This is a genomic window from Dyella sp. AtDHG13 (assembly GCF_003201105.1).
GTDB classification, from domain to species: Bacteria; Pseudomonadota; Gammaproteobacteria; order Xanthomonadales; family Rhodanobacteraceae; genus Dyella; species Dyella jiangningensis_B.
In genome coordinates this window covers 201,371-226,656 of record NZ_QICJ01000001.1, presented here as the reverse complement: position 1 = coordinate 226,656, position 25,286 = coordinate 201,371, and the positions used below count along the sequence as shown (strand labels likewise).

Here is a 25,286-nt window from a genome sequence, read left to right as displayed (position 1 = left end):
AACCTAGCAAAGTCGGTGTTTCGCGGTGGCCTGGTTTTGTAGGCCTGCTGCGGGGTTGGCGCGTCAGGGTTTGTCCATCTGAAGCCGAGGTTTTTCTTTTTCCTTGCGCGGTTTGTCTTGTTCCCGGCAACGCAGGCCGTCCGACAGAATGCGCCAAGTCGAACGTCGCCCGTTTTCTACGGACCCTGCTGCTCTTTGAGCGCCGGCGGAAAGTAGGCACGATCCGCCACCGCACCCTTGGGTCGATAGAAGCGGAAGGTGAGGCTGTAGCCCGTTCCCTTGGGCGTCGGGATCCAGTTGCTCTCTGGCGCGTTCGCGGGCTTGTCGGCACCGAGGTACAGCGTGAGCGAACCATCCGCGCCGTAGGCGAGCTTGGAGAAGTTGCTCAGCAGATAGCGCTTCATCGGGTTCGGCAGGACGCGGCGGTGCACCGCATCCACCGCAATCACCGACCAGAAATAGGTCGCGTAGAGCGACGGCAACTGGTCTTTCTCGAAGCGCATGGCGTAGGCGTGATCGCCGTTGAGAGGCTTGCCGTCGGGGCCGAGAAACGCCTTGTAGTAGATCACTTCCTCATAGGAGTTCGCCCAGATGCCGCCCAGGTTCACCAGGGTGCGCAACAGCCAGTTGTGGCCATAAACGCCGATGGTGGTGGGCAAGGCCCAGCCGTTCTTGACCGTGCCGTCGCCCAGCGTGGGCGATGCCTTGTAGATCGCAGGGATGGCCTTCTGATGGATCACCTCGTCCACATGCTGGCGCGCGGCGGGGTCCTTGATGGCCTCGGCGATGGCGCGCGTGTTGGCCTGCAGGTTCTCCATGCCCGGGTTGATGTCGGCCGCGCTGTCCAGCGCGAGGGTCGCGGAGTCGAACGCGGCCGCGCCCGGCAGCTTCTCGATGTCGAAACGCACGGTCTTGGGCACCTCGGGAATGGCCGGATGGCCGCTGCTGCGGATGCTGAACTTCTTCTGCAAGGCCACGGCTTCGTCCGGGGTGGCTCCCAGTTCCACGCGCGAGAGCACGCGCAGCGTCTTGCTGGATACATCCACGCGCTGCACGCTTGCTGGAAGCGCGATATCCACGCCTTTCAGGCACACGGCGAATTCGCCGTAGGGGCGTTGCGGAAAGACGCGCTCATTGATGTTGGCCAAGGTCTCGCCCCAGCCGTTGAGAAACTGCACGGTGTAATACCGTTTCTCCACCTTCGGAACCGTCACCAGCGCGCAGCTCCTCTCGTCGATGGCTACCCAGGCTTCCGAATACGCGACATCGAGATTGGGGTTAGGCCACGCCACGTCGCCCACCTTGCGATGGACCAGTTGGTTCCACTGGAAGCCACTGGCGAAATCCGCCTGCTCCTGATTCAGCACAAGCAGCCGGCTGAGCAGATAGATGTAGCTATCGCTCACCTCCTGATCCGACGGCAGCGATGGCTTCGCCTGGCCGTAGGCCGCCGCGGCGAAGAGCGTTCCCAGGGCAACAGCCAGGTGACGGGCGCGAGGCTTCATGAAAGGTCTCCGATTGGGAATACGCAAAGCCTGCGCCTTGTGGGCCGGAGATTTCTTCAGCAAGACTACTTCTTGGAATTAGGTATTTTTACCGCCATTGGTGCCAGGCATTCGCGGTACGCCGCTTCGACAATGGGCGGCTCGATCCGGGCGCGACGCGAGCAACCGACTGCTCAGCCTACAGAGAGAAACGGCAGCTTGCACAGTTGCCATCAAATGTGCGTGTATTTCCGAGGTGCGCGTGCCGAATTGCGAGGCGTCGCACACGAATGCGCAATGTAGGTGTGCGCCTACGCATTGATGCGTTGATGTCCTACTGTGGTTTGATTGGTGATGCGAGCCCAATCTTCCGGCCTCAATCCGAGGCCTTGTAGGGGTGCTCATATGAAACCGTTTCTTGTCACCGCCTTCGTCGCGGGCTTGATGTTCATCGGCAGCGCTTCCGCCCAAAACGCGTCGCACGCCGCGCGCATCGCCGCTTCCCCCACGGATACGCCTTCGCCACAGCTCGTGTGTCAGGTCTACCCATTCCCGAATGCGCCCGGACTTTCATGCTCAGGACCGGTGCCCTCGGGTACCTATCAGGCGGTGTTCAACTTCCTCAATCTTCCGGCCGGTAGCTACACCTATAGCTGGAACATTCCTTCGCAGCCGCGCATCTACGGCCTTGTGGGGTGCACTACCGGAGCCAACTGTACTGTCCAGTTTCGCGCCAATGGCGACGATTTTAATGAAACGGTGACCGCCACGGCATACAACACGACAACAGGCCAGCAATTCGTGTTGACTGCATATATCACCCAGCTCGCGACCTGCAATGGTGGCGGCACCATCGGCTATCACTGGTGCTGACGTATTCGCGGACTGGCGCGATCCGAACGGAAAACGAGGGCTGAGGTAGTAGGGCCAAGCGTCGCCTGGATCGAAACCAGCCTAAGAAAAGGGCCCGACATGGTCGGGCCTTTTTTTCCTTTGAAGTATGGAGCGCCGGGGCTAGGTAGACTCTGAGTCGCAATGCTTCACGGGTAAAGAGAGCGGGGCGGCCATGGAAAAGTCCGCAGTCGACTTTTGGGATCCGTATTCACGTGTGAGTTTGGTGGTGCAGGGCAACGTCGAATTCGTCGCCCGGTAAGCGTTTATTCGGTAGCCAATCGGTGCGTGCTCAGCAAACCAGGGATGTGATCCGACCAGGACAACTCAGACGTACTGCATCTTCACCGTCATGCCGCCGTCCACGACAAAGTGCTGGCCGGTGATGAAGGACGACTGCGCCGAGAGCAGAAACACCGCCAGTGCGCCGATGTCTTCCGGGGTGCCGACGCGGCCGGCCGGGTGCTGCGCATGGTCGCGGCGGCTGAGTGCGGGTGCGTGGCGTTCGGTGGGTTTGCGCCAGGCGTCGGTGGCGATCCATCCGGGAAGTATCGCGTTGACCCTGACGTGCGGGCCGGCGCTTATCGCGAGCGCATGCGTGAACGCGAGCAGGCCGCCCTTGGTGGCGGCATAGGCTTCCGAATCCGCTTCCGATTGCAGGGCGCGCGTGGAGGCGATGTTCACCACGGCGCCCTTGTGCTGTTTCAGGTCGTCCAGCATGTGCTTGCTGCACAGGAACGTGCCGGTGAGGTTGGTGGCCAGGTAGCGGTTCCAGAGGTCCAGCGATAGCTCGCCGAGCGGGCCGGTGTGCGCATGCGCGATGCCGGCGTTATTGACCAGCCCATGCAGCGGGCCGAAGCGCTTGCGTGCGGCGGCTATCCATCGGCGGACGCTGGCCTCGCGGGAAACGTCGAGCACGCCGAACGCGGCGCGCTTGCCGACGTTCCATTCGGCTATGCAGGCCTTGCCGGCTTCGGCATCCAGGTCACCGATGAAAACGTTGCCGCCCGCGCCGAGCACGGCCTGCGCGATGCCGCGGCCGATGCCTTGCGCGCCGCCCGTGATGAGGATGGTCTTGCCGGCGAGCGGCGTGGCGTCGAACGCGGCGATGGAAGGCGTGGTGGTCATGCGGGGTGTTCCTCGTCAAAAGCGCTGCGCGGACGGCGCGACCCTGGAAGGCTAAAGCCTGGCGCCGGTGCGGGCGAGTGAAAGGGACGCGGCGGCGATGTCGGCATGCCATCGGCCAAACGGCCTAAATCTGGCAGCCGGCGCGGTGCGTGGGCTCCGCAAGGGGTTTCGCTTCCATTGGTGTACGGGCGTCTGCGGCGCTTCGCTTGCCGGCCGCGGTGGCGCGGCGCAGGGCATTTTTACGGAATCCATGTGCGGCAAGACATAGAACCAATGGTTTTGTCAAGTTTCTGAGGGCCGTGGATATACTCGTAAGTGACGCAGTTCACATTTTGTGTTGCAGGGGGCCCACCATGAAAGTACTTCCTCTGTTGTTCGCTGTTTGCGCTGCCGCGCTGCTTGGCGGCTGCGCTACCGGGGGCGCTTCGACCGAGGCGCCGAAGGTCGACCCGGCCGCGCAGGCGGTGTCCACCTACCGGATCGGTGTCGACGACCAGTTGCAGGTCACGGTCTGGCAGAACCAGGAGCTGAGCGTGAGCGTGCCGGTGCGGCCGGACGGCAAGATCACCGTGCCCCTGATCGGCGACGTGATGGCCGGCGGCAAGACGCCGGAGGAAGTCGCTGCCGAGATCAAGGACAAGCTGACCTCGTACATCCGCGACCCGCAGGTGGCGGTGATCCTCACGGCGTTGCGCAGCCATGAATATCTGTCCCGCGTGCGCGTGACGGGCGCGGTGCGCCAACCGGTGTCCATTCCCTATCGCCAGGGCATGACCGTGCTGGATGCCGTGCTGGCGGCGGGCGGCACCACGGAATTCGCGGCGCCGGACCGCACCGAGCTGTTCCGCGAAGGCAAGAACGGCGTGACCACGCCTTATGCCGTGCGCCTGGACAAGGTGCTGCAGAAGGGCGATCTCGACACCAACTACCCGGTGCAGCCGGGGGACGTTGTCACGGTTCCGATGCGGTCGTTCTGAGGCCGCCTGAAGGGTAAGGGGAGGACATCGACATGAGCGGAGAACTCAGGCCGATGGCAAGCCTGGTACCAGCGTTGGTCAACGAGGCGCGTCGCCGCCGCCTTGCGCTGGGTATCGCGTTTGCCTTGATCGCATTGGCTGCCTTGACGGCAGGCATGTTGTGGCCGCGCAAGTACGTCGCGTCCACCACCATCCTGGCGCAGGAAAGCAGCATCATCACGCCGCTGATGGAAGGCGCCGCCGCGCCTACGGCAAACAAGAACCGCGCGAGCATGGCGCGCGACGTGATCTTCAGCCGCAAGGTGATGGCGAAGATCCTGGAGGCCGGCGGCTGGATGGCCGCCAACCCCACGCCGGTGGAGCAGGACCGCATCGCCGAGGGCATCAAGACCCGCACGCAGGTGCAGATCACGCATGACAACCTGATCACCATCACCTACAGCGACAACAACGCCCGCCGCACCTACGAGGTGGCGCGCGCGTTCGCGCAGCTGTTCATCAGCGAAAGCCTCGCTTCCAAGCAGCGCGAAAGCCGCGAGGCCTACGAGTTCATCAACAGCCAGGTCGAGGCATACCGCGCCAAGCTCACCGACGCGGAAGACAAGCTGAAGGCCTATCGCGACGCCAATGCCGATGCGCGGCCCGGCAGCGAGGCCGACACGTCGGCGCGCATCAGCCAGTTGCGCACGCAGATCGAATCGGCGCGCATGGACATGATGGAGCGTCGCTCGCAGGAGGGCTCGCTGGCCGCGCAGTTGAACGGCGAATCCGAAGTGAGCACGGTGCAGACCACGGGCGGCATCCTGCAGGCGCAGATCGGCGAGTTGCAGGGGCAACTGAGCAAGCTGCAGCTGACCTATACGGATTCGTATCCGGACGTGGTGCGCATCCGCCACCAGATCGAGGACCTGAAGAAGCAGCTCGCCAGCGAAGACCAGCGCGCGCAGGCGGCGCAGGCTGCCGGCACGCCCATCGCGCTGGACAACAACGTCACCTTCAATCCCGCCTACCAGCAGATCAAGACGCAGCTGGCCTCCGCCCGCGCGGCCAGCGCCGCCGCGGCGGCGCGCATGGGCGCGAGCGAGGCGATGCTGCAGTCGGAACTGGAGCGCGCCACGCGCATCGCCAGTTCGGAAAACGTCACCGCCGAGCTGACCCGCGACTACAACGTCAACCGCGACGTGTACCAGGACCTGCTCAAGCGCCGCGAGAACGCGCGCGTGTCGATGAACCTGGACGCCGAGCAGCGCGGGCTCACCTTCCTGGTGCAGAACCCCGCGGTGATGCCGCTGACGCCTTCGGGCCTGCGCTTCATGCACTTTGGGCTCGCCGGCATGGGCCTGTCGCTGATCCTGCCGCTGGGCCTGCTGCTCGCGCTGGTGTGGTTCGACCCGCGCGTGCGCTCCGTGTGGCAGCTGGAGCAGGCCATCGGCGCGCCGGTGCTGGCGACCATTCCGTTCTATCCCACGCCGGCCGATCGCCGCCGCGACCGCATGCGCAACATGACGGTGGCGCTGATCGTGGCCGGCGTGATCGCCGTCTACCTCGTTGCCGTGTGGATCCGGCTGAAGGGATGACCATGAAGAATCTCGAAGACGACAACATGTCCGACCGCATCAGCGAAGTGCTGGAAGCGGCGGCGCACAGCCTGGAAATGCGCAAATCGTCCAGCCAGTCCATCGCGCGCATGCACGAGGCGGGCGGCGCGCTGGCGCCGATCCAGCTGGAACAGCGGCGCATGATCCATCGCGAGGAGTCGGTGCGGCAGCAGTCCGACGCCTTCCGCGAGATCCGCACGCGCCTGCTCGCCATGGGCGGGCACCAGAATTTCGTGACGCTGGTGGTAGCGGTGAGCCCGCATTCGGGCAGCAGTTTCGTGGCGCGCAATCTGGCGGCGGCGTTTGCCTTCGACGAGGCCAAGACCAGCCTGCTGATCGACTGCAACGTGCGGTACCCGAACCAGCACAAGGTGATGGGCGTGGAGCCCGGCCGTGGCGGCCTGAGCGACCTGATGGACCATCCCGCCATTGGCCTGGAGTCGATCATCTATCACACGGGCGTGCCGCATCTGCGTCTGATCCCGGCCGGCAAGCCGCGCGAGAGCAGCAGCGAATACTTCACTTCGCATCGCATGCGCGCGGTGATCGATTCGCTGCGCTCGCGCTATGCGGACCGCTATCTGTTCCTCGATGGCCCGGCCATCAAGGGCGCACCCGATGCGCGCATTCTCGCGGACCTGGCCGATTTCGTGGTGGTGGTGGCGGGTTACGGGCGCGACACGCCCGGATCCATCAGCCAGGCACTGAGTCATTTCGAGCCCAGCAAGCTCGCAGGAGTGGTGTTCAACCAGGCGCCCTAGACGGAAGGACGGGGAGGGAGGTGCCGTCCCGGGATGGAACGGCACCCCAAGGGGGAAACGGTCAGAGGAATGGATATGCCGGCATACAACAGGCTTGCCCGCGCCACCATGCTCGCGCTGGTCGTGGTGCCCGGCTGTTCGTGGGCCGGGGACTTCGCCTATTCGCTGTTCACCAGCGTGGAGCACAGCGACAACATCGCCCTGTCCACCGACAACCCGGTGAGCAGCAGCGTCATCACCCCGGGCATCAACTTCGCGTATCGGCAGCTGGGTTCGACCATCCAGGCGAACGTGGTCGGCACGGCCGAATATCTCGCCTACAGCAGCAGCCAGTTCGACAACCAGACGCTGGGCACGCTGAGCGCACAGGTGAACTGGTCGGCGATTCCGCAGCGTCTGGATTTCAGCGTGGAAGACGATGCCGGCGTGCAGCCGGTGGACACGCTGGCCAGCAACGCGCCCAACAACCTGCAGCAGACCAACGTACTGTCGCTGGGCCCGATCCTGCACTTCGACTTCAATGCGGCCACGCGTGGCCAGGTGGAGCTGAAGTACGTCAACAGCTATGCCTCCAAGGTGGACGATTTCGATTCCTCGCGCGGGCTGGGCGCGTTTCGCGTGATCCGCGACGTGAGCCCCACCACCCAGGTGTCGTTGAACCTGGAGTCGCAGCGCGTCGACCTGAAGACCGCAACGGCGGGGCCCAACTACACGCGCGACGAGATCTACGCCCACTACGTCCACACGCTGAGGTATTTCGACGTGGATGCGCTGCTGGGCTGGAACTATGTGGACTTCAACCATGCGCCCAGCGCGTCCAAGCCCATGGCGCGGTTCACCCTGGGCTGGCGGCCGAGCACGCGGAACAGTTTCACCCTGACCGGCATCTACGAGTTCTCGGACGCCGCGCAGGACATGTTGCTGCAGCCCGGCCAGACCATCGTGGACAGCATGACCAACGTGTCCAGCAACCCGCTGGACCTGATCAACGATCCGAACCGCGGCCTCAACACCGGCACCGTGGTGGTGGACTCCACCGTGTACCTGGACAAGAGCGTGCAGGGCACCTACAGCTATCGCGGCGACCGCCTCTCGATCACCGTGGCGCCGGTGTACCGCAAGCTCGACTACCTCAACACGCCGACCTTCAACCAGAAGGAAAAGAGCGCCGACATCGCAGTGGACTACAAGCTGCGCCCCACGCTGACGCTGACGGGTTTCGCCGACTACCAGCACATCGATTACACCGCGCTCAACCGCACGGACAAGACCACGCGCTTCGGCGTGGCGATCAGCCATGAATTCACGCAGCACTGGAGCTGGCGCGCGGGCTACACGCGCCAGCTGCGCGCCAGTACCGCTGCGCTGCAGAGCTACCACGAGAACGAGTTCATCGTGGGCGTGGTGTATCGCCGATGAAAGCGCGCATCGAAGCGGAGTTGCCGTTCTACTTCGGGCCGGGGCGGGAGCTGTTCGGCTTCTATCATCCCGCCGCGCCGGTGACGGGCACGGCGGTGTTGCTGTGCCCGCCCTTCGGCGTGGAGCAGATCCGTTGCCACCGGCTGTATCGCCAGCTGGCGCACGGGCTGGCGGAGAGCGGCCTGCCGGTGCTGCGTTTCGACTACTTCGGCACCGGCGATTCGGTCGGCACCAGCCGCGAGTTCGATTGGACGCGCTGCCTTGCCGATGTGATCACCGCCGCCGCCGAGCTGCGTGCGCGACACGGCGGCGGCCGCGTGCTCGCCTTCGGCGCGCGCCTGGGCGCCAATGCGGCGCTGGCCGTGGCGCAGGCGGCGCGGCTGGATGGCGTGGTGGCCTGGGATGCGATCACCGACGGCGAGGCGCTGGTTCGCCAGTACGACCGCATGCAGGAGGCGCTCAAGGTCGACCTCAACCGTTTCGAATATGCGCGCCCGGAGCTGGACGTCAGTAGCCAGTGGCCGGGCTTTGAACGCGGCGACCACCTGCGCGGGCAATTGCGGCAGCTGCGCCTGCTCGATCCGGGCATGGCGTCGGTATGGCTTTCCTCGGCAGTGATCGACGAGGCCTCGCAGCCCGACGAGCGCTGCGCCAGGAAACGCATCAGCGTGGACGTGACCCCGCGCTGGGACGACGTGGACAGCCTGGAACTGGCGATCCTCTCGCATCCGCTGCTCGACGCCGCCAGGCGCTGCCTGAAGGAGATGGCGTGATGCACGAGCAGGCGTTCCGTTTCGGCGCGGCACGGCATCTGGTCGGCGTGGTGGGGCTGCCCGCCGTGATCGATCATGGCGTGGGCGTGATCTTCCTCAATGCGGGCCTGGTGTATCGCGTGGGTCCGTTCCGCTTGCACGTGGACCTGTCGCGCCGGCTCAACGCGCTGGGCTATCCGACCTTGCGTTTCGACATGTCCACCATTGGCGACAGCGGCGCCAGCGGCCAGCGCCTGTCGCGCGAGGAGCAGGTGGTGGCGGACGTGCGCGATGCCATGGAGCTGCTCAAGCAGCAGTCGGGCTGTTCGCGTTTCGTCCTGTTCGGGCTGTGCTCTGGCGCGCAGAACGCCCACTCGGCGGCGCACGCCGACCCGCGCGTGGCGGGCGCTTTCTTCCTCGATGGCTACGGACACCGCACGCTGGGCCAGCGCGTTCGCCACTATCTGCCGCGCCTGCTGAGCATCGCCTCGTGGCGCAACCGCCTGTCGCGGCGTCACGCGCCCGCATCGCCGCGACCGGCCGAGCCGGCCTTCGTGGTGGAGCCGCTGCCGCCCAAGGTGGTGCGCGCGCAGCTTGCCGACATGCTGGGGCGCGGGCTCAAGCTGGACTTCGTCTACAGCGGCGGCGTGGCGCGGTACTTCAACCACATCCGCCAATTCCGCGAATGCTTCGGGCGGCTGGCCGACCATCCCGGCGTCGATGTCAGCTTCTTCAAGGAAACGGACCACACCTACGTTTTCAGCGGCGACCGCCAGCGACTGATAACCCACGTCGTGCAATGGATGGGACGCCACTTTCCGATCACGCGACCAGGTACGTGAGTATGCACAAGGTGCTTGTTACCGGCGGAGCCGGCTACATCGGGAGTCACGTCGTCCAGCAGCTGGTGGCGCGGGGCGAACATGTGGTGGTGATCGACAATCTGAGCACGGGTTATCGCGAAGCCGTGCGCGGCGCGGACCTGGTGGTGGGCAACGTGGGGGATGCGGAACTGGTCGGCGCCGTGCTCCGCGCGCATCGCATCGACGCCGTCATGCATTTCGCGGCGCATACGGTGGTGCCCGAATCGGTCAGCGATCCGCTGAAGTACTACGGCAACAACACCTGCAATACGCGCAACCTGCTGGCCTCGTGCGCGGCATCCGGCGTGGACAAGTTCATCTTCTCATCCACCGCGGCCGTGTACGGGTTGACCGACCAGGGCGTGGCCGACGAGGACACGCCGACGCGGCCCGCCAACCCATACGGCATGTCCAAGCTCATGTCGGAGATGATGCTGTGCGACTACTGCGCCACCGGACAGATGCGCCACGTGATCCTGCGTTATTTCAACGTCGCCGGCTGCGATCCCAAGGGGCGCATCGGCCACTCGGCGCCATCGGCCACGCTGCTGATCAAGGCGGCCTGCGAACATGCGGTGGGCAAGCGCGAATACATGGCGATCTACGGCACGGACTACGACACGCCCGACGGCACCGGCATCCGTGATTACATCCACGTGGAAGACCTGGCCTCGGCGCATCTGCGCGCGCTCGATCATCTGCGCGCGGGCGGCGCCTCGCTCAAGCTCAACTGCGGCTACGGCCACGGCTACAGCGTGCGCGAGGTGCTGGACGCGGTGGCGCGCGTCGGCGGCCACCCGCTGAATATCGTCGAATTCCCCAGGCGCGACGGCGACCTCGCCATGCTCATCGCCTGCAGTGACCGGCTGAAACAGGTGCTGGACTGGCACCCGCAGTACGACGATCTGGATTTCATCGTGCGCACGGCGCTGACGTGGGAACGCAAGATGGTCAGCCAGCGCGCGCCGCTGTCGTCGGTGGCGTGATGGCGCCGGCTGTACCCGTCGCCGCTCGGCCTGCGCATCAGGCCGGGCGATGCGTTGCGGCGCTGGTGCTGTGCTTCGCCTTGCTGGCGTTCACGACCGTGGCGGCCTCGCATTCGCATCGCACATCGCCTGCGGCTGCGACAAAGGCGCAGGAACCGCCCGCCGCACAGGTGCCGCAGGACAGCGCCGCGGCGCAACGCATCGTCGTGCACCAGAACGTGGGCGATGCTGCGGAGGTGCGCGTTTCGGTGGGCATTCCGTTCCCGCCTTCCATGCTGCGCGATGCCCATCAAGTGCGCATTCTCGATGCAACAGGCAACGAGGTGCCCGCGCACGTGGATGCCACCTTGCTGTGGTACGCGCGCGACCGCAGCATCCGCGCGGTGCGTGCGCAATTCCAGGCGCAGCTGGTGAAAGGCGAGGGCACGTATTACTTCGCGCTCGGCAAGCCGCGCACGAGGGACATGCCGGGCTGGCCGTATGCGCAAGAACTGGTGCCCGACGCGCACGGCGTTCGCGTGGCGGCGGCGCTGGCCACGCTGGAGCCGACATGGCTGTGCGCGTCGCTGATCGCCGGTCCGCAGGTGCCCGCCGCCAAGGGCGAGGCTTATGCCAACTATGTGGCCACGCAGTTCGAATGGGCGCGCAAGCTGCCTGCCGACGACCACACCGCATGGTTGTTCGACCGGCCGAGCACGCTGTTCAAGGCCTATGTGCGCACCGGTCGGTTCGATTACCTGCAGGCGGCGGACGAGAGCTATCACTTCTACATGAAGTACATCAAGCGCGACGGCATGCCGTTCAGCCCTTTCTGCGGTGGCGGCTGGACGTACGGTAAGGAACCCTGCGACGTGAAGTACGTCTACGTCGAGCCCATCCTGCTCGCGCTGGCGCTGACCGGTGACGACAGCGAGCACGACGCCGAACTGGTCGACAAGATGGCCATCCTGTGGCGGCACAACGGCTGGAGCGGCGAAGCCGGTCCGTATACCGAGCCGGGCCAGCGCTTCACCGAACGCCTGGCGGGCCTGGGCCTGCTGGCGACCATCAATGCCTACGAACTCACCGGCAGCACGCGTTACCTGGAGTGGGCGCGCGAGCGGGTGGGCTGGCTGTACGACCATCAGCGCAACAACCCGGACAAGCTCGGCAACGACGGCTCATGGCGCAGCAGCTGGAACCTGCACGAGGACGATTCGTGGAATCCCGAGCGCGACGTGCGCGGCAATTCGCCGTGGATGAGCGAGAACATCATCGATGGGCTGTGGCACACGTGGCTCGTCACCGGCGACAAGCGCATACCCGAGATGATCACCGCGTTCGGGCGCTACATGGAGCGCTACGGCTGGATCGACGTGAGCACCATCGTGCAGGGCCATGACTGGCGCAACCCGTGTTCGGGTTCCAACGGCCAGATTGCCTGGTACTGGTCGTCTTCGCAGGCCAGCCACAAGAAGCTCGCCGACATCGAGGATTCCGACGGCTGGTACAGCGACGCGCACAACGTCGAACTGGTCATGCCGATGGCGGCCGCCTACTACTTCGAGCGCGATCCGGCGCAGAGCGCAGCCTACCGGAAGCGCATCGACGCACTGTCGACTTCTTACAACACCGAGTGCGCGCAGATCAGCGAAACGCTGCGCCGCTTCAACTGGAACAACCGGGGCGCAGGCGTGGCGATGTGGTTTCTCCAGCAACCGCCCGGCAGCGGCGCGACGTCGCCGTTGGCGCAAACGGCCCACTAGGGCGGCCAGGAACAGATCGATGAACAAGGGCAGGTGCAGATGAATCGTAGGATGGCAGCTCTTCGCAGCGTGGCGCTGGTCTCCGCGTCCACCTACGTGGAGTACGCGCTGGGTCTGTTCATCAGCGTGTGGATCGCGCGCGCGCTGGGGCCGGCGGATTTCGGCCGCTACGCGTTCACCGTGTGGCTGTGCGGCTGGCTGATGACCTTCAGCAACCACGCGCTGACCACGTCGTCCACCAAGTTCATCGCCGAAGCGTATGGCGCAGGCACGCCGGAGGTGGCCTCGCATATCTCCTATCGGCTGGCGCGCAACCAGGCATGGAGTTGCGCGATCGTGATCGCGCTGTTCTTCGTGGGCGTGACGATCATCCGTCCGCAGGAGTGGACGGGCTTCATCCTGCCCATCACCGTGCTGGTCGCCGTCGGCGTGGTGGCCAAGGCCAATTACAGCCTGTGGGTGGCGATTTCCAAGGGACAGGAGCGCTTCGAGCCGGTGTCCATCGCCACCGTGATATCGGGCGTGATCATGCTGGCGCTGGTAGTGCTGGCGACCGTGTTCCATGCCGGTCTGATCGCCTTCGTGGGCATCTTCACCATCTCCTGCCTGACGCTGAACCTGATCAACCGCATCGCCTATCGCCGCTATTGCCTGCCGTTCGGGCCGGGCGACGTGCCCGATGAATTGTCCCGGCGTTTGACGCGGCACCTTCGGCTCACGGCGGTGCTGATCCTGCTGCTGGCATTGAAGACCAACACCATCGAGGTGTTCCTGCTCAACACCTACGCCAACTCCACCGCGGTGGGCTTCTTCGCCATCGCCGGCACGCTGACGCGCGGCGCAGTGGAGCTGTTCTCGGTGGGCCTTACCTCCACACTGCTGCCGTACATGGCACGCGCCTTCGGGCAGAACGGACAGGGCCAGGCCACGCGTGTGCTGGCCGAAGCCACGCGCTTCTACTGGGCCACCGGCCTGATGATCGCGGGCCTCGGCTTCGTCACCACGCCGGGCCTGGTCACGCTGATGTACGGCAACAAATACGTGGACGCGATTCCCGCCATCGAGGTGACGCTGGTGCTCGCGGGCCTGCTGCTGATCACCAACAGCATCGCGGCGTTCCAGGTGGTGACCGATCGCCAATGGGACCGCCTGCGCATCTCGGGCTCCGCGCTGGTCATCAACGTGGTACTCGGCTTCAGCCTGATTCCGCGCTTCGGCCTGCTCGGCGCGGTGCTCTGCTACGCAGGCACGCGCCTGGCCGAACTGGTGATCTGCACCTTCTACATCCGCCGCGTGGCCAGCGCCGGCCTGCCGGTGGCCGTCATGTCGAGGTTGCTGGTGGTGGCGTTGCTGGCGACCGGGGCAGGGTGGCTGGTGGCGAGTGTGACGCCGGGGCATTTCGCGTTTCTCGCGGGGGCGGTTGCATTCACGGCGGTGTTCCTGCCGGCCAGTTTCCTGGTGCGTTACTGGAGCGAGGAGGATTACCGGTTGATGGGGATGATCACCGATAAGTTGGGGCTGTTGGGGCGGGTGGTGAAGAGGGTGATTGGGGTGTTGCAGGGGCCGGTGGAGAGGGTGGCGCCTTAGCCAAGGCGCGCCGGGCTTTCTCCCTCTCCCCTATGGGGAGAGGGTTGGGGTGAGGGGCCGCTCTAGCCTCATCACTTCAAAAGAACCGTCATCCCTGCGAAGGCAGGGATCCAGTGACTTTGCGCTGGGTTGTCGTGTGAAGTGTGGTCCGCACTTTTCGACGCTGCCGCGACCGGGCCGCCTACGCAGCGGGCGTTCCGAACCGCTGCCGCGGTCCGGGTTACTTTCTCTTGCTTGCCCAAGAGAAAGTAACCAAAGAGAAGGGCCCCCCGGATGAGGCGCCTTCCGGGCGAAGCCCGGAAGGCGCCTCATCCGGGGCCCTGGAAGATCAAGAGCATCGAGCCGACGGCTCGTGCCGCTGCGCGGCACTTCGCGTCGAGGCAGGCGCGGAGCGCCTGTCCTAGGCTTGTTCAAAATCTCCGGAGCGACCCCGGTTCCCTCACCGTCATCCCCGCGAAAGCGGGATCCGGTGTCTTTAATCCTTCTCGCAGCGAATAAAGTCGCTGGATCCCCGCTTTCGCGGGGATGACGGGAGGGAAAATGTGCATACACGCGAGCTTTGAATCAGCTCCAAAGGCAGGAGTGAGGTGCCGTGTTGGAACGTGCTGAGGAAGTTAAGCGGCACGCTACGGGAATGGCTTGCCGTAAGGCGGCGAGTTCTCCAAAACGGTTGGGAAGCGTAGCGTCCCCTTTACCTAGCCTCAGCGGTCGGGAAGCGTAGCGCGAGCTGCTTTAAGCCCTCTCCGCCACGGCGCGTTGCGAAGCGCGTCGAACTACCCACTATGTAGCGGCGAAGGTTGCCAAGCCACAACGCACCTCACCCGTTCGGGCTTATCCCTACGAAATGCTACGAGCGTTGGCTCTGAAGGCCATTTTCTTTGGGTTACTTTTCTTTTGGGCCAGCAAAAGAAAAGTGACTCAGCCTTCGGCAGAAGGTCGAAACGCCCGCCGCGCAGGCGGCCCGGTCGCGGGAGCGCACGAGGAAGCCCATCACCGTCACGCGACAAACAAAAGCAAAGTCACTGGATTCCTGCCTTCGCAGGAATGACGGGCTAAAGAATGAAGCCGTGAGGCTAGATTGACGCCTCACCACCGTAGGGGTGGTCAGGCCATTGTGAAGGCTGTAGTGCTGCCGGCGGAAATGCCCAACCTTCTCCTCTTCCCACAGAACCGCAGCCATTCACAATTGCTACCTCGCGTACCCCGGTTGGGAGAAAGAGGCCCGGCACACGCACCCACCCACAAACGACCGGCCCACGCCTGCACTCCTAAGCCATCCTCTTCCTCACCGCCTCCCAAGCGTAATGACACATATGCTGCGACGACGACAGCCAACCCAGCCGCGCCACGTCGCGATAGATGCGCCACTGCCAGCGCGCCGCGCGCCACTTGTCGGCGGAGACGGAACCCTCCCGCACGCGGTAGTAGGCCAGCGGCTGGTCGCCGGGGACGCAGGTGGCGTGTCCGGCGCGGCGGACCATCTCCAGCCAGAACACATAATCCTCGTGTCCCACGGCGGGGAAGGTGGCGTCACCGAGGGTGCGGTCGTACAGGCCGGTGAGGTTGCCGATGTGGTTGCTGCGCAGCATCTGTGCGTAGTCGACGGATGCCGGCGGGCGTACGCGGGAGAGCAGGTGGCCGTCTTCGGTGATGCGGTCGTAGGGCGTGTAGCAGACGCGTGAGCGCGTTTCCTCCATGTGCTCCATCTGCCATTCCAGCTTGCGCGGATGCCAGCCGTCGTCGCTGTCGAGGAAGGCGATGTGGCTGCCGCGTGCGGCGGCGATGGCGGCGTTGCGTGCGGCGGCGATGCCGGCGTTATGGCGGGCGTGGATGACGTGGATGCGGTCGTCGGCATCGGCCAGCGCATCGAGCAGGTGCGGGGTTTCGTCGGTGGAGCAGTCGTCGACGACCACCAGTTCCCAGGATGGGTAGGTCTGCGAGAGCACGGATCCCACGGCGCCGCGGATGTACCGCGCGGCGTTGTAGGCGGGCATCACCACGCTGACCAGCGCGCTGCTCATGCGGCGACTCCCTCTGCTCGCTTGCGTCCGATGAAGTCGATGGAGGTGACGCACAGGCGTTCCGGCGGAATGTGCGCGAATTGCGGATGCACCTGCATGGCGGCGAGTTCCGCCAGGCGCTTCTCGCGCGGGCATTCCGTGTTCAGCACGATGTCGAAACCCACGGCCTGGGCGCGGTCCACGAACTCGTAGGCGCGCATGCGGTTCTGGTAGAGGAACGCGTTGTCCCAGTGGCGCCACTGGCGATCGGAATACTTCAGGTAGTTGAGCTGGTTGATCTTGCGGTCGACGTAGGCGTAGTGGTCGCCGCAGTTGACCGAGTGGAACATCACGCCGCCCGGCGCCAGGATGCGCATGGCCTCGCGGAAGATGCCGTCCACCGCGGCGGGTAACACGTGTTCGAGCACGCTGTTGGAGAACACGCAATCGAGACCGTGCGCGGGCAGGGCCGTGCTCGCCGCGTCCGCCGGGGCCTGGTAGGCCACCACGCCATCCGTGGCGATGCCGATGTCGTCGCCTTGGCGCAGGCGTTCTGCCAGTCGTTGCTGGCGTTGCCGCACCTCGACTTCCGGCAGGCCGCAGGCGTCGGCGATCAGCGCGGTGTGGCGTGCCAGGTTGTCGGCGCAGTCGAGCACCAGGTCGGGCTTGATGTGGCGGTTGAGATCCACCGTGATGACCTGCTTCGCGCCGCCGAGATAGCAGGCGAAGGGGAAGGTGGGATACCAGCCGCTGCCGATCTCGAACAGGCGCGCACCGGGGATGGGTACGCCCGCTTCGCGCAGATGGCCCGCCATCAGGCGCCAGTCGTCCATCTTGATGTCGAACTCGCGGGTAAAGCCGCGCAGGCCGCCGAAACGGCGCTGCAATACGTAGTGCGCCTGTTCGCCGCCGGGCACGTGTCCCAGCAGCTTCTGCAGTACGCCTTTGGCTCGCCAATGCATTGCGGATTACTCCATGCCGGGAACGTCGGCCGTGGCTTCGACTTCGTCAGGAGCCAAACCCTGGCGCGTCCATCGGGTGACGCCGGGTGGCGGCGGCAGTTCGAAGTCGCGGTAGCGCGCGGGGTTGCCCTGCATGCCGGCCTCGGCCGCCTTGATGATGTTGTAGGTTTCGCGCGCGGTGACGTAATGCAGCACGTAGCGGCGCCCGTCGTTGTAGTGCTTTTCCAGGTGATCGTGCATGGCATGCATGGGTTCGCCGAGCAGGGTGTCCATGTCCCGCTCCTGCGTGCCATGCGTGTGGATCTTGATGAAGATCCAGTCTGGCCGCCCCTCGACATGGATGCCGGTGCGCACCCAGGCGTCCACGCGTTCGGGCGTGGGCGGGCAGCTGTGGCGCACATCGGCGTTCTCGATGCGCGGCATGACCAGCTTGCGCCGGCGCTTCCAGTCTAGCCCCAGCGGACCCTGGATGATCATGAGGTCGCCCGTGTGCGTGCCGTCGACCCGCACCGGCGTGCCCGTGTCATGGGATTTCGGATGGCAGGGATCGTCGGTGGCGTAGTAGATGGCGTTGATGGTGCGCGTCTGTGTTTCGCTGGGCGCGGAGGGCAGGGTGAAGTCGGCGTAGCAACCCAGTTCGCGCAGCAGGATCAGTTCGTTGTTGAGCCCGCACCAGCGGCCGTCGGCGCGCGAGTTGTCCAGCGACCAGTTGCCGTGGATGAAGCCGAAACGCAGCTGCCCGGTGCGCCGGTCGCGCGACAGTGCGCCATGCCGCGCATGCAGCAGTTCGTTGAAGCGCGAGATGGTGGCGCAGAAATTTTCCGGCGTGTCGTTGTCGTGGTGCAGGTGGATCTCGATTTCGCCGTAGCCGTCCGCGCAAAGGCCGGCGATCTTGTCGAGGTGCTCGGGCAGGTATTCCTCTTCGGGATAGAAGAAGCTGTGCTGCGGCGGGCGGCCGTCGGCGTCGCGGTGGCGCGAGGCCATGGCGGGGTAATCCCTGTACCAGCGATCCACGCGGCGCCGCTGCGTGTCCAGGTCCACGCGGCCCCACGCCGGCTCGTAGTGATCCACGAAGCAGAACATGATATGGGTGGGCCCTTGCACGGCGGAGCGCGGTCGCCGGCGCAGATAGCTGCCCAGCCATACCTGCATGTTGCGCGAACGTATGGCCAGCCACGCGGCGGCGCAGAACAGGGCGCCCAGCACGGCAAGCACGAGCAGCGCGATCACCATCGTTGGGTTCATCACCTATCCCCTGTCAGCGGTCGCGATGGGCGCTTCGCCGGGTTCATGCCGGCAAGGCGCGAAAAGTGAAACCGTGCTGCTTCCACTCGGGCAGCAGCATTTCCAGCATGCGGCGGGAGCAGTCGCTGTCGTCGTGCATCAGCATCACGTCGCCCGCACGCGGCGGCTGCGCACGCAGGCGGTTGGCGAGCTCGTCGGGCTCGCGGCCCTGGTAGTCCAGCGTGTCGTACGACCAGTAGGTGAGCGTGCGCCGGCTGAAGGCGAAGCGCAGGGTCAGCAGCAGGGAGAACACGCCGCGCGGCGGTCGGAAGCCGTGATGGCTGCGGCCGTCGAAATTCGACAGCACCTCGTCGGTGCGCTCGACCTCCACCCATTGCTCGGTGTGCGTAAGCGCATCGAACATCGGGTGGCTGTACGAATGGTTGCCCAGCACGTGCCCCTCTTCGACGATGCGTTCCACCAATTGCGGATAGCGCTCCGCTTCGCGCCCGATCAGGAAGAACGTCGCCTTCACGCCATGCTGGCCCAGCAGTTCGAGCAGGGCAAGCGTGTGGTCCGGATGCGGACCGTCGTCGAAGGTGAGATACAGCGCTTTCTCCTCTTTCGGCGCGCGCGTGGCGACCACCCCGCGCGGCAGGCACTGCAGCAACTGCATCTTTTTCGGCCGGAGTGTCATGACGACTTCACGCACGGAAAGGATGTGGACGAAGGGGGCGCAGCGGCGCGCAGGCGCCGTTCCGCCAGGTGCCACTGTGTCGCCAAGCGGGCCGCAGTTCCATTGGGCACATAGTCAGTACCGCATGCCACCGACAGGCTATGACGAACGGCCGATGGCCCCTGCGTGCGGGTCCCGGTGTCGCCTGTGCGCGGTGAAAAAGCGCGCGTTTTCAGCGTTCGCCTTGGCAATTCGACGGATGGGAGCACGCAGGCCGTTGCGCTAGGCTCGTGACGTCGACATGGCCCGGTTTCGATGTACGGGCCGTCGGAGCGGGCGTTCTTGCGTTGCTCGCTCTCGTGATCAACCTGGACAGGGGACAGCCATGGTGGTTCCACACCCGGCCCTCGCATCGGAGCGGGCATGCTAGAGCGCTACGGCGTCGTCTATTTCGGCAACGACTGGTTTGCCGAGAACCGCACGAGCAGCCATCACGTGGCCCAGCGTCTGGCGGCCCACATGCCTGTGCTCTACGTGGACTCGCCGGGCATGCGCACACCGCAGGCCAGCGGACGCGACCTGCGGCGCGCGTGGCGCAAGCTGCGCGAAGCCCTGCGCGCGCCGCAGCGCGTGGGGGAGGGGCTGTGGCGCTGCACCGTGCCGCAATTGCCGTTCCGCCGCGTGCCGGGCGTGCCGCTGTTCAACCGGCTGTTCAGCCAATGGGCGCTGCGTCGCGCCATGAGGGTGCTGGGCACGCGTCAGCGCATATCGTGGTTCGTGACGCCGCATCCCGGGTTTCTCGCGCGCCGGCTGGGCGAACGCTTCTGCGTCTATTACTGCATCGATGACTATGCGGCGCATCCCGGCGTGGATGCGGAGCTGATCGCGGCGAGTGACCTTGCGCTCACACGTGCCGCCGACCTCGTCTTCGTGGCTCCGCCTGCGCTGGTGGCGACCAAGCAGGCGCAGAATCCGCAGACGCGGTTTTCTCCGCATGGCGTGGACGCCCGGCTGTTCGCGCAGGCATCCGACCCCGCCACTCAGCTGCCGGCTGCGGCCCAAGGCATCGCAGAGCCGGTGGTCGGCTACTTCGGTTCGATTCATGAATGGATCGACGTGGAGCTGATCGCGTGGCTGGCGCAGCAGCGGCCGCAGTGGACCTTTCTGCTGGTGGGCTATGCCGCGATCAAGGTGTCGGCGCTGGAGGCGCTGCCCAATGTGGTGCTGGCCGGTGCGCAGCCGTACGCCAGCTTGCCGGCGTGGGCCAAGGCGTTCGATGTCGCCATCATTCCGTATCGACGCAACCGGCAGGTGGAAAACGCCAACCCGCTCAAGCTGCGCGAATACCTCGCCACCGGCAAGCCCATCGTCGCGGTGGGCAATCCGGAGATCGAACGCTTCGCGTCGCTGGTGCGCATCGCCAATGATCGCGATCCCTTTCTCGCCGCGCTGGACCAATCCATCGCCGACGGCCCGGCGCATGGCGCGGCCGAGCGCATGGCGGCGGTGGCGGACCAGACCTGGGATCGTCGCGTGGAAGATGTGTTGCGCGAAGTCGCCACGTCGCTCGCGGCAGCGGAAATGAACCTGGCGGCCCGCAAGGTGACGGAATGAACGCTACGGCCATTCAACGTTTGCGTGTCGGCATCGTCGGAGCCGGTTACGTGGCGCGCTACCACATCGAGGCGCTGAAGCGGCTCGACGCCGTGGAGATCGTGGGCATCTGCGATCTCGACCGCGATGCCGCGGACAAACTGGCGCAGACCTACGGCATCGCGCTGGCCACGTCGGATCTGGCGGAACTGGGCGCGCGCCATCCGCACGCCATCTTCGTGCTGACGCCGCCTTCCAGCCATTGCGCCTTGACCTTGCGCGCGCTGGACATGGGTTGCCATGTGTTCGTGGAAAAGCCCATGGCGGATTCGGTGTCCGAGTGCGACGCGATGATCGCCAAGGCGCGCGAGAAAGGCCTGGTGTTGTCGGTTGACCATTCCGACCTGTTCGACCCGATGATCGTGCGAGCAAAGCAGCTGATCGATGCCGGCGCCTGCGGCGATCTGGTCGCGGTGGACGTGTGGCGCAGCTCCGACTATCCGCCGTATGGCGGCGGTCCGCTGCCGGCGATGGTGACGCAGGGCTCGTACCCGTTCCGCGACCTGGGCGTGCACGGTCTGTACACGCTGGAAGCTTTCCTGGGCGAGATCGCGCGCGTGGACATCCGCTATCGATCCACAGGCCGCTCGACCACGCTGAAGTTCGACGAATGGCAGGCCTTCGCGGAATGCGCGCAAGGCACGGGACGCGTGATGCTCTCGTGGAACGTGCGGCCCATGCTCAACCGCATCGTGGTGCAGGGCACGCGCGGCGTGATCGAGATCGACCGTTTCCTGCAGGTGTGCCACGTGCGGCGCGTGCTGCCGGGGCCGAAGTTCATCGGCATCGTGGCTGGCGCATTCTTCGACGCGGTGCGCGATGTGTTCCGTATTCCGTGGAACGTGCTGCGCTTCGCCACCGGTCGTTTGCGCCCGTCGCCTGGCATCCAGTCCGGTGCCGAGGCGTTCGCGCGGGCCTTGCTCGATGGCAAGGCGCCACCAGTGAGCGCGGAAGACGGACGACGGCCGATCGCCTTGATGGAGTCGGCATGCCGGCAGGCGGACGAAGAACGACGCAGGGAACTGGACGCGCGCATCGAGCCGCTGGAGCCTGTCGATGCCTTGGTGACCGGCGCATCGGGCTTCCTGGGCCGCGCGCTGGTGAGCGCCCTGCGTCGCAAGGGCGAACGCGTGCGCGTGCTGGTGCGCCGGCCGGATGCCCGGCTTGCCGCCGTGGCCGAGCAGGTGGTCGTGGGCGATCTGGGCGATCCGCGCATCGTCGATCACGCGGTGCTAGGCGCGCGCGTCGTCTATCACGTGGGCGCCGCCATGGGTGGCAGTCCGCGCGAGTTCGAGGCCGGCACGGTATGGGGCACGCGCAACATCGTCGACGCCTGCCTGCGTCACGGCAGCGAAACGCTGGTATACGTCAGCTCGATGAGCGTGCTCGATCACGCCGGGCGGGATCCTGCCGTGCCCATCGACGAGGCGTACACGCTGGAACCGCATCCGGATTGGCGTGGCAGTTACACGCAGACCAAGCTGGTGGCCGAAACATATGTGCGCGAGGCGATTCGCGAGCGGGGACTTCCCGCCGTCGTGATACGACCCGGACAGATCATCGGACCCGGTTCGGAACACGTGACGCCCAATGGCACGCTGGGTATTGCTGGTCGCTGGATCGCCGTCGGATCGCCCTCGCAGACCTTGCCCCTGGTCTACCTGGACGACGTGGTCGACGCGTTGTTGCTGGCTGCGCAAGCGCCGGCGGCAAAGGGGCAGGTGGTGCACGTGGTCGATCCCGCCACTGTCACGCAGGGCGAATATCTGGATGGCGTGCGGCGCAAACGCGGCAGGGAACTGAAACTGATGCGCTGGCCTGGCTGGTTTCTGCTGGGTCTGGCGACGGGCGTGGAAGGGCTGGGGAAATTGTTGCGCAGGAATGTGCCGCTGACGCGTTATCGGGTGCGTTCGTTGCGGCCGTTGGCGAATTTCGATCAGCGGGTGGCGAGGGATGTGTTGGGGTGGGAGCCGCGGGTGGGGGTGAGGCGGGGGATGGAGGGGATGTTTGGGGGTGAGGTGGTGGGGGATGTGGGTGCCACCGTGTCGGACAAGTAGGGGGGGCTGTGTTCGGCGGTTTTCCTTGATTGTCTGTCACGGCCTTTAGAGCGGCGAGGGCGCACCCTGGCCTCGCCCTATCAAAAGAACCGTCATCCCGGCCTGAGCCGGGACGACGGCTGAAGAATGAAACGGTGAGGCCAGGTCGTAAGAGCTCGCCGCACGACAACCGAGCACAACGATTCTCGCCCTCTCACGGCGCCAAATACTTCACCTGCCCCGTCCGACTCATCGCTGCCGCCTCAAGAATCTCTCCCAGCCGCTGGATATTCTCATCCCAGCGAAACCGGCTCGCCTGCGCGGCAATCACCTTGGCATCCCACGACGTGCCAAGCGCATCCACCAGCGCGCCCTCGAGGCCAATGCGGTCGTGCGCATTCACCAGGATGCCCGCCTGTTCCGGTAGCACCTCGGGAATGCCGCCCACGCGCGTGGCGACCACGGGGGTGCCGCAAGCCATGGCTTCCAGCACTACGTTGGGTACGCCTTCGTTGTGGCTGGGCAGGCATAGCAGGTCGGTGGCGCGGAACCAGTCGCCAAGTGCGTAGTGTTCCACGGCGCCGATCAGGCGCACGCGATCCTGGATGCCGAGCGCCGCGCTGCGTTGCAGGATCGTTTCGCGGCAGGGGCCGGCGCCGACGAAGAGCAGGTTGGTGTCGGGATGGGCAAGCAGCACGCGTGGGAAGGCTTCGAGCAGGTCGAGGCAGCCTTTGGTGTCCTTGAGGTTGCCGACGTAGAGCAGGATGCGCTCGTCCTGCGGCAGGGCGAGTTTGGCGCGCGCTTCGCTGCGCGAGCCGGAATGGAACAGGTTGGGCTCCACGCCGTTGTAGATCACGTGCACGCGCGAGGCGTCCACGCCCAGTTCGATAGCCTTGTCGGCCAGCGCCTGGCTGACCGCCACCACGCCCTGGGCGCCGCGCAGCGCCTGTTTGATCTGTGGCCGCAGCCACGCCTGCGTGGCTTTGACGTTGAGATCGGTGCCGTGCACTTTCACCACGTAGGGAATGCCGAGATGGCGCGCCACCCAGCAGGCCGCGGCGGCATCGGGGTAGGCCCAGCTGAGCAGCATGCAGTCGTACTGCGCGCGGCGCAGTCGGCGCAGCTTCTGGACCAGCAGCGAGGCCAGCCAGAAAGCGGCGTGCAGCGAGCGGCCGATCACCGGCGGATAGAAGAACACGAACTGGTCGGCGTTCACGTGCTCGGTGCGGAAGGCCGCGCGCTTGCGGCCGAAGCGCTCGCGGAAGTCGACGGCGGTGATCACGTCCACTTCGTGCTCCCTGCCTAGCCGTTCGAACTGCTGGCGATTGAAGGGGCTGCGCAGCGGATCCCACGGCGAGGGAAACAGGTTGGTGAGCACCAGCACCTTCAGGCGCATGTCTCGCACTCCATGTCCAGGTACAGGCGTTCGTAGCGTGCCGCCATGGCTTCCAGCGAGCCGTGCTTTTCCACCCAGGCGCGCGCCGCGTGGCCATAGGCCGATGCGCGGTGCGGTTGGTTCAACAGCAACAGCATCGCTTCGGCCAGCGCATCCGGATCGTCCGGCGGCACCAATTGGCCGGTGCGCCCGCTGTAGACGATTTCTCCATTGCCGCCGACGTCGGTGGCCACGATGGGCAGCGCCACGGCGCAGGCTTCCAGCAGGGCCATGGAATAGCCCTCGCTGACGGAGGACAGCACGAACAGGTCCAGCCCCTGCAGCAGGTCGCGCACGTCGTTGCGGTCGCCAAGGAAGTGCACGGCGTGGCGCACGCCTTGCCGTTCGGCGCATTGTTCGAGTTCGGCGCGCAGTTCGCCATCGCCGATCAGCAGAAGCACGGCGTTCGGGTGCTGTTCGTGCACCTGGCGAAAGGCGCGGATCAGGCCAGCCTGGTCCTTGGTCCAGTTGAGTCGCCCGACATTGCCGATAAGGAAGGCGTCATCTGGAAGTTTCAGCGCTTGCACCACCTGCTGACGCATGGTGGACGAGGCAGGGCGGAAGCGCTCGACTGCGATGCCGTTGGGTACGACGCGCGTCATGTCCTGGGGCAGCATGCCGCGCGAGATGCCGCTGCGGCGTGCGGCTTCGCACACCGTCACCACGATGTCCGTGCGAGTCAGTGCGCGGCGGTACAGCCATTCCTTGCGGCCGGTGCGCTGGCCGGCGCCCATGCCGTGGCGCGTGTTGAGTATGCGCAGCACATGCAGGCCGCATGACGCCAGTACGGCCTGGTAGTGCGCCACCGCGTTGTGCGTATGCAGGATATCGGTGGCATGGCGGTCGATGGCGCCGCGCGCGCGCGCCAGCGCACGCAAGTCGATGCCGCGCCCCTTGTGGCAGGCCACCACGGGAATGCCGGCGGCATCCAGCTCGTGCGCGAGCGCGCCGGTTTCGTACAGGCACACCACCTGGCACCGGTGCCCTTGTTGCTGCTGCCGCTGCACCAGGTCGAGCACCATGCGCTCCAGGCCGCCGCGATTGAGGTTTTCGACCACGTGGGTGATGTTCACGGGGCTTCGCGCCTCGTCGCGTGGCTGTGCATGACG

General features: G+C 65.6%; 21 protein-coding genes. 12 read left to right on the top strand and 9 right to left on the bottom strand.

The window, feature by feature from the left end:
* Positions 1–176 precede the first annotated feature (176 nt).
* The gene (locus BDW41_RS00945) at positions 177–1,505 is read right to left on the bottom strand and encodes a DUF1214 domain-containing protein (protein WP_074547496.1); all 1,329 of its coding nucleotides are present in this window, start codon (positions 1,503–1,505) and stop codon (positions 177–179) included.
* Between the two features lie 384 nt (positions 1,506–1,889).
* Between BDW41_RS00945 and BDW41_RS22885 the strand changes: the two genes are divergently transcribed.
* Positions 1,890–2,357 carry a hypothetical protein gene (locus tag BDW41_RS22885; RefSeq protein WP_146217276.1) on the top strand — a complete coding sequence of 156 codons (468 nt, stop codon included), beginning with the start codon at positions 1,890–1,892 and terminating at the stop codon, positions 2,355–2,357.
* Between the two features lie 345 nt (positions 2,358–2,702).
* On the opposite strand, the gene BDW41_RS00940 is transcribed toward BDW41_RS22885, so the two are convergent.
* The gene (locus BDW41_RS00940) at positions 2,703–3,503 is read right to left on the bottom strand and encodes a glucose 1-dehydrogenase (protein ID WP_074547498.1); all 801 of its coding nucleotides are present in this window, start codon (positions 3,501–3,503) and stop codon (positions 2,703–2,705) included.
* Between the two features lie 353 nt (positions 3,504–3,856).
* Here BDW41_RS00940 and BDW41_RS00935 point away from each other — a divergent pair, with 353 nt between their 5' ends.
* The 9 genes from BDW41_RS00935 (at position 3,857) to BDW41_RS00895 (ending at position 14,191) form a co-directional block, all read left to right on the top strand.
* The gene (locus BDW41_RS00935; protein WP_199535244.1) at positions 3,857–4,480 is read left to right on the top strand and encodes an XrtA/PEP-CTERM system exopolysaccharide export protein; all 624 of its coding nucleotides are present in this window, start codon (positions 3,857–3,859) and stop codon (positions 4,478–4,480) included.
* Positions 4,481–4,512: 32 nt separating this feature from the next.
* The gene (locus BDW41_RS00930) at positions 4,513–6,057 is read left to right on the top strand and encodes an XrtA system polysaccharide chain length determinant (protein WP_233496729.1); all 1,545 of its coding nucleotides are present in this window, start codon (positions 4,513–4,515) and stop codon (positions 6,055–6,057) included.
* A 2-nt stretch (positions 6,058–6,059) separates the two neighbouring features.
* Positions 6,060–6,839 carry a polysaccharide biosynthesis protein gene (locus tag BDW41_RS00925; RefSeq protein ID WP_233496728.1) on the top strand — a complete coding sequence of 260 codons (780 nt, stop codon included), beginning with the start codon at positions 6,060–6,062 and terminating at the stop codon, positions 6,837–6,839.
* 75 nt (positions 6,840–6,914) lie between these two features.
* Positions 6,915–8,258 (top strand): outer membrane beta-barrel protein, encoded by a 1,344-nt coding sequence (locus tag BDW41_RS00920; RefSeq protein ID WP_158536960.1) that lies wholly within the window; start codon positions 6,915–6,917, stop codon positions 8,256–8,258.
* Positions 8,255–9,031 (top strand): alpha/beta hydrolase, encoded by a 777-nt coding sequence (locus BDW41_RS00915; protein ID WP_074547502.1) that lies wholly within the window; start codon positions 8,255–8,257, stop codon positions 9,029–9,031. Before BDW41_RS00920 ends, BDW41_RS00915 begins: the two co-directional genes overlap by 4 nt.
* Positions 9,031–9,852, top strand: coding sequence for an alpha/beta hydrolase (locus tag BDW41_RS00910; RefSeq protein ID WP_074547503.1), 822 nt, complete (start codon positions 9,031–9,033; stop codon positions 9,850–9,852). Before BDW41_RS00915 ends, BDW41_RS00910 begins: the two co-directional genes overlap by 1 nt.
* Positions 9,853–9,854: 2 nt before the next feature.
* Positions 9,855–10,859 carry a UDP-glucose 4-epimerase GalE gene (gene galE, locus BDW41_RS00905; RefSeq protein WP_083337562.1) on the top strand — a complete coding sequence of 335 codons (1,005 nt, stop codon included), beginning with the start codon at positions 9,855–9,857 and terminating at the stop codon, positions 10,857–10,859.
* Positions 10,808–12,604 (top strand): hypothetical protein, encoded by a 1,797-nt coding sequence (locus BDW41_RS00900; protein ID WP_233496727.1) that lies wholly within the window; start codon positions 10,808–10,810, stop codon positions 12,602–12,604. Before galE ends, BDW41_RS00900 begins: the two co-directional genes overlap by 52 nt.
* A gap of 51 nt (positions 12,605–12,655) precedes the next feature.
* Complete coding sequence (locus tag BDW41_RS00895; protein ID WP_074547505.1) at positions 12,656–14,191, top strand: oligosaccharide flippase family protein; 1,536 nt, start codon at positions 12,656–12,658, stop codon at positions 14,189–14,191.
* Positions 14,192–15,074: 883 nt separating this feature from the next.
* Here BDW41_RS00895 and BDW41_RS22880 read toward each other — a convergent pair.
* The 5 genes from BDW41_RS22880 to BDW41_RS00875 all read right to left on the bottom strand — a co-directional run bounded on the left by BDW41_RS22880 (position 15,075) and on the right by BDW41_RS00875 (position 19,074).
* The gene (locus BDW41_RS22880; protein ID WP_146217275.1) at positions 15,075–15,371 is read right to left on the bottom strand and encodes a hypothetical protein; all 297 of its coding nucleotides are present in this window, start codon (positions 15,369–15,371) and stop codon (positions 15,075–15,077) included.
* Positions 15,372–15,459: 88 nt separating this feature from the next.
* Positions 15,460–16,212 (bottom strand): glycosyltransferase family 2 protein, encoded by a 753-nt coding sequence (locus tag BDW41_RS00890; protein ID WP_074547506.1) that lies wholly within the window; start codon positions 16,210–16,212, stop codon positions 15,460–15,462.
* Positions 16,209–17,153: a class I SAM-dependent methyltransferase gene (locus BDW41_RS00885; protein ID WP_074547507.1), complete on the bottom strand. Its 945-nt coding sequence runs from the start codon at positions 17,151–17,153 to the stop codon at positions 16,209–16,211. Before BDW41_RS00885 ends, BDW41_RS00890 begins: the two co-directional genes overlap by 4 nt.
* Positions 17,154–17,159: 6 nt before the next feature.
* Positions 17,160–18,398: a hypothetical protein gene (locus BDW41_RS00880; RefSeq protein WP_074547508.1), complete on the bottom strand. Its 1,239-nt coding sequence runs from the start codon at positions 18,396–18,398 to the stop codon at positions 17,160–17,162.
* A 43-nt stretch (positions 18,399–18,441) separates the two neighbouring features.
* Positions 18,442–19,074, bottom strand: coding sequence for a polysaccharide deacetylase family protein (locus tag BDW41_RS00875; RefSeq protein ID WP_074547509.1), 633 nt, complete (start codon positions 19,072–19,074; stop codon positions 18,442–18,444).
* A gap of 402 nt (positions 19,075–19,476) precedes the next feature.
* Between BDW41_RS00875 and BDW41_RS00870 the strand changes: the two genes are divergently transcribed.
* Both BDW41_RS00870 and BDW41_RS00865 read left to right on the top strand, forming a co-directional pair.
* Positions 19,477–20,667: a glycosyltransferase gene (locus tag BDW41_RS00870; RefSeq protein ID WP_074547510.1), complete on the top strand. Its 1,191-nt coding sequence runs from the start codon at positions 19,477–19,479 to the stop codon at positions 20,665–20,667.
* Complete coding sequence (locus BDW41_RS00865) at positions 20,664–22,763, top strand: NAD-dependent epimerase/dehydratase family protein (protein ID WP_074547511.1); 2,100 nt, start codon at positions 20,664–20,666, stop codon at positions 22,761–22,763. Before BDW41_RS00870 ends, BDW41_RS00865 begins: the two co-directional genes overlap by 4 nt.
* Before the next feature lie 193 nt (positions 22,764–22,956).
* Here BDW41_RS00865 and BDW41_RS00860 read toward each other — a convergent pair whose 3' ends face one another.
* Both BDW41_RS00860 and pelF read right to left on the bottom strand, forming a co-directional pair.
* Positions 22,957–24,138 carry a glycosyltransferase family 4 protein gene (locus BDW41_RS00860; RefSeq protein WP_074547512.1) on the bottom strand — a complete coding sequence of 394 codons (1,182 nt, stop codon included), beginning with the start codon at positions 24,136–24,138 and terminating at the stop codon, positions 22,957–22,959.
* A complete protein-coding gene (gene pelF, locus BDW41_RS00855) occupies positions 24,129–25,250 on the bottom strand; it encodes a GT4 family glycosyltransferase PelF (RefSeq protein WP_074547513.1) in 1,122 nt (373 codons plus the stop codon). The genes BDW41_RS00860 and pelF overlap by 10 nt, the downstream gene beginning before the upstream one ends.
* Between the last annotated feature and the right edge of the window lie 36 nt (positions 25,251–25,286).

Excerpts from the sequence above, each read along its gene's own strand:
- BDW41_RS00865 (WP_074547511.1), top strand. The coding sequence starts at position 20,664 with ATGAACGCTACGGCCATTCAACGTTTGCGTGTCGGCATCGTCGGAGCC.
- BDW41_RS00945 (WP_074547496.1), bottom strand. The coding sequence starts at position 1,505 with ATGAAGCCTCGCGCCCGTCACCTGGCTGTTGCCCTGGGAACGCTCTTC.
- BDW41_RS00895 (WP_074547505.1), top strand. The coding sequence starts at position 12,656 with ATGGCAGCTCTTCGCAGCGTGGCGCTGGTCTCCGCGTCCACCTACGTG.
- BDW41_RS00920 (WP_158536960.1), top strand. The coding sequence starts at position 6,915 with ATGCCGGCATACAACAGGCTTGCCCGCGCCACCATGCTCGCGCTGGTC.
- BDW41_RS00935 (WP_199535244.1), top strand. The coding sequence starts at position 3,857 with ATGAAAGTACTTCCTCTGTTGTTCGCTGTTTGCGCTGCCGCGCTGCTT.
- BDW41_RS00925 (WP_233496728.1), top strand. The coding sequence starts at position 6,060 with ATGAAGAATCTCGAAGACGACAACATGTCCGACCGCATCAGCGAAGTG.
- BDW41_RS00940 (WP_074547498.1), bottom strand. The coding sequence starts at position 3,503 with ATGACCACCACGCCTTCCATCGCCGCGTTCGACGCCACGCCGCTCGCC.
- BDW41_RS22880 (WP_146217275.1), bottom strand. The coding sequence starts at position 15,371 with ATGGCTGCGGTTCTGTGGGAAGAGGAGAAGGTTGGGCATTTCCGCCGG.
- BDW41_RS00870 (WP_074547510.1), top strand. The coding sequence starts at position 19,477 with ATGCTAGAGCGCTACGGCGTCGTCTATTTCGGCAACGACTGGTTTGCC.
- BDW41_RS00885 (WP_074547507.1), bottom strand. The coding sequence starts at position 17,153 with ATGCATTGGCGAGCCAAAGGCGTACTGCAGAAGCTGCTGGGACACGTG.
- BDW41_RS00880 (WP_074547508.1), bottom strand. The coding sequence starts at position 18,398 with ATGAACCCAACGATGGTGATCGCGCTGCTCGTGCTTGCCGTGCTGGGC.
- BDW41_RS00875 (WP_074547509.1), bottom strand. The coding sequence starts at position 19,074 with ATGACACTCCGGCCGAAAAAGATGCAGTTGCTGCAGTGCCTGCCGCGC.
- BDW41_RS00860 (WP_074547512.1), bottom strand. The coding sequence starts at position 24,138 with ATGCGCCTGAAGGTGCTGGTGCTCACCAACCTGTTTCCCTCGCCGTGG.
- BDW41_RS00915 (WP_074547502.1), top strand. The coding sequence starts at position 8,255 with ATGAAAGCGCGCATCGAAGCGGAGTTGCCGTTCTACTTCGGGCCGGGG.
- BDW41_RS00890 (WP_074547506.1), bottom strand. The coding sequence starts at position 16,212 with ATGAGCAGCGCGCTGGTCAGCGTGGTGATGCCCGCCTACAACGCCGCG.
- BDW41_RS00930 (WP_233496729.1), top strand. The coding sequence starts at position 4,513 with ATGAGCGGAGAACTCAGGCCGATGGCAAGCCTGGTACCAGCGTTGGTC.
- BDW41_RS22885 (WP_146217276.1), top strand. The coding sequence starts at position 1,890 with ATGAAACCGTTTCTTGTCACCGCCTTCGTCGCGGGCTTGATGTTCATC.
- galE (WP_083337562.1), top strand. The coding sequence starts at position 9,855 with ATGCACAAGGTGCTTGTTACCGGCGGAGCCGGCTACATCGGGAGTCAC.
- BDW41_RS00910 (WP_074547503.1), top strand. The coding sequence starts at position 9,031 with ATGCACGAGCAGGCGTTCCGTTTCGGCGCGGCACGGCATCTGGTCGGC.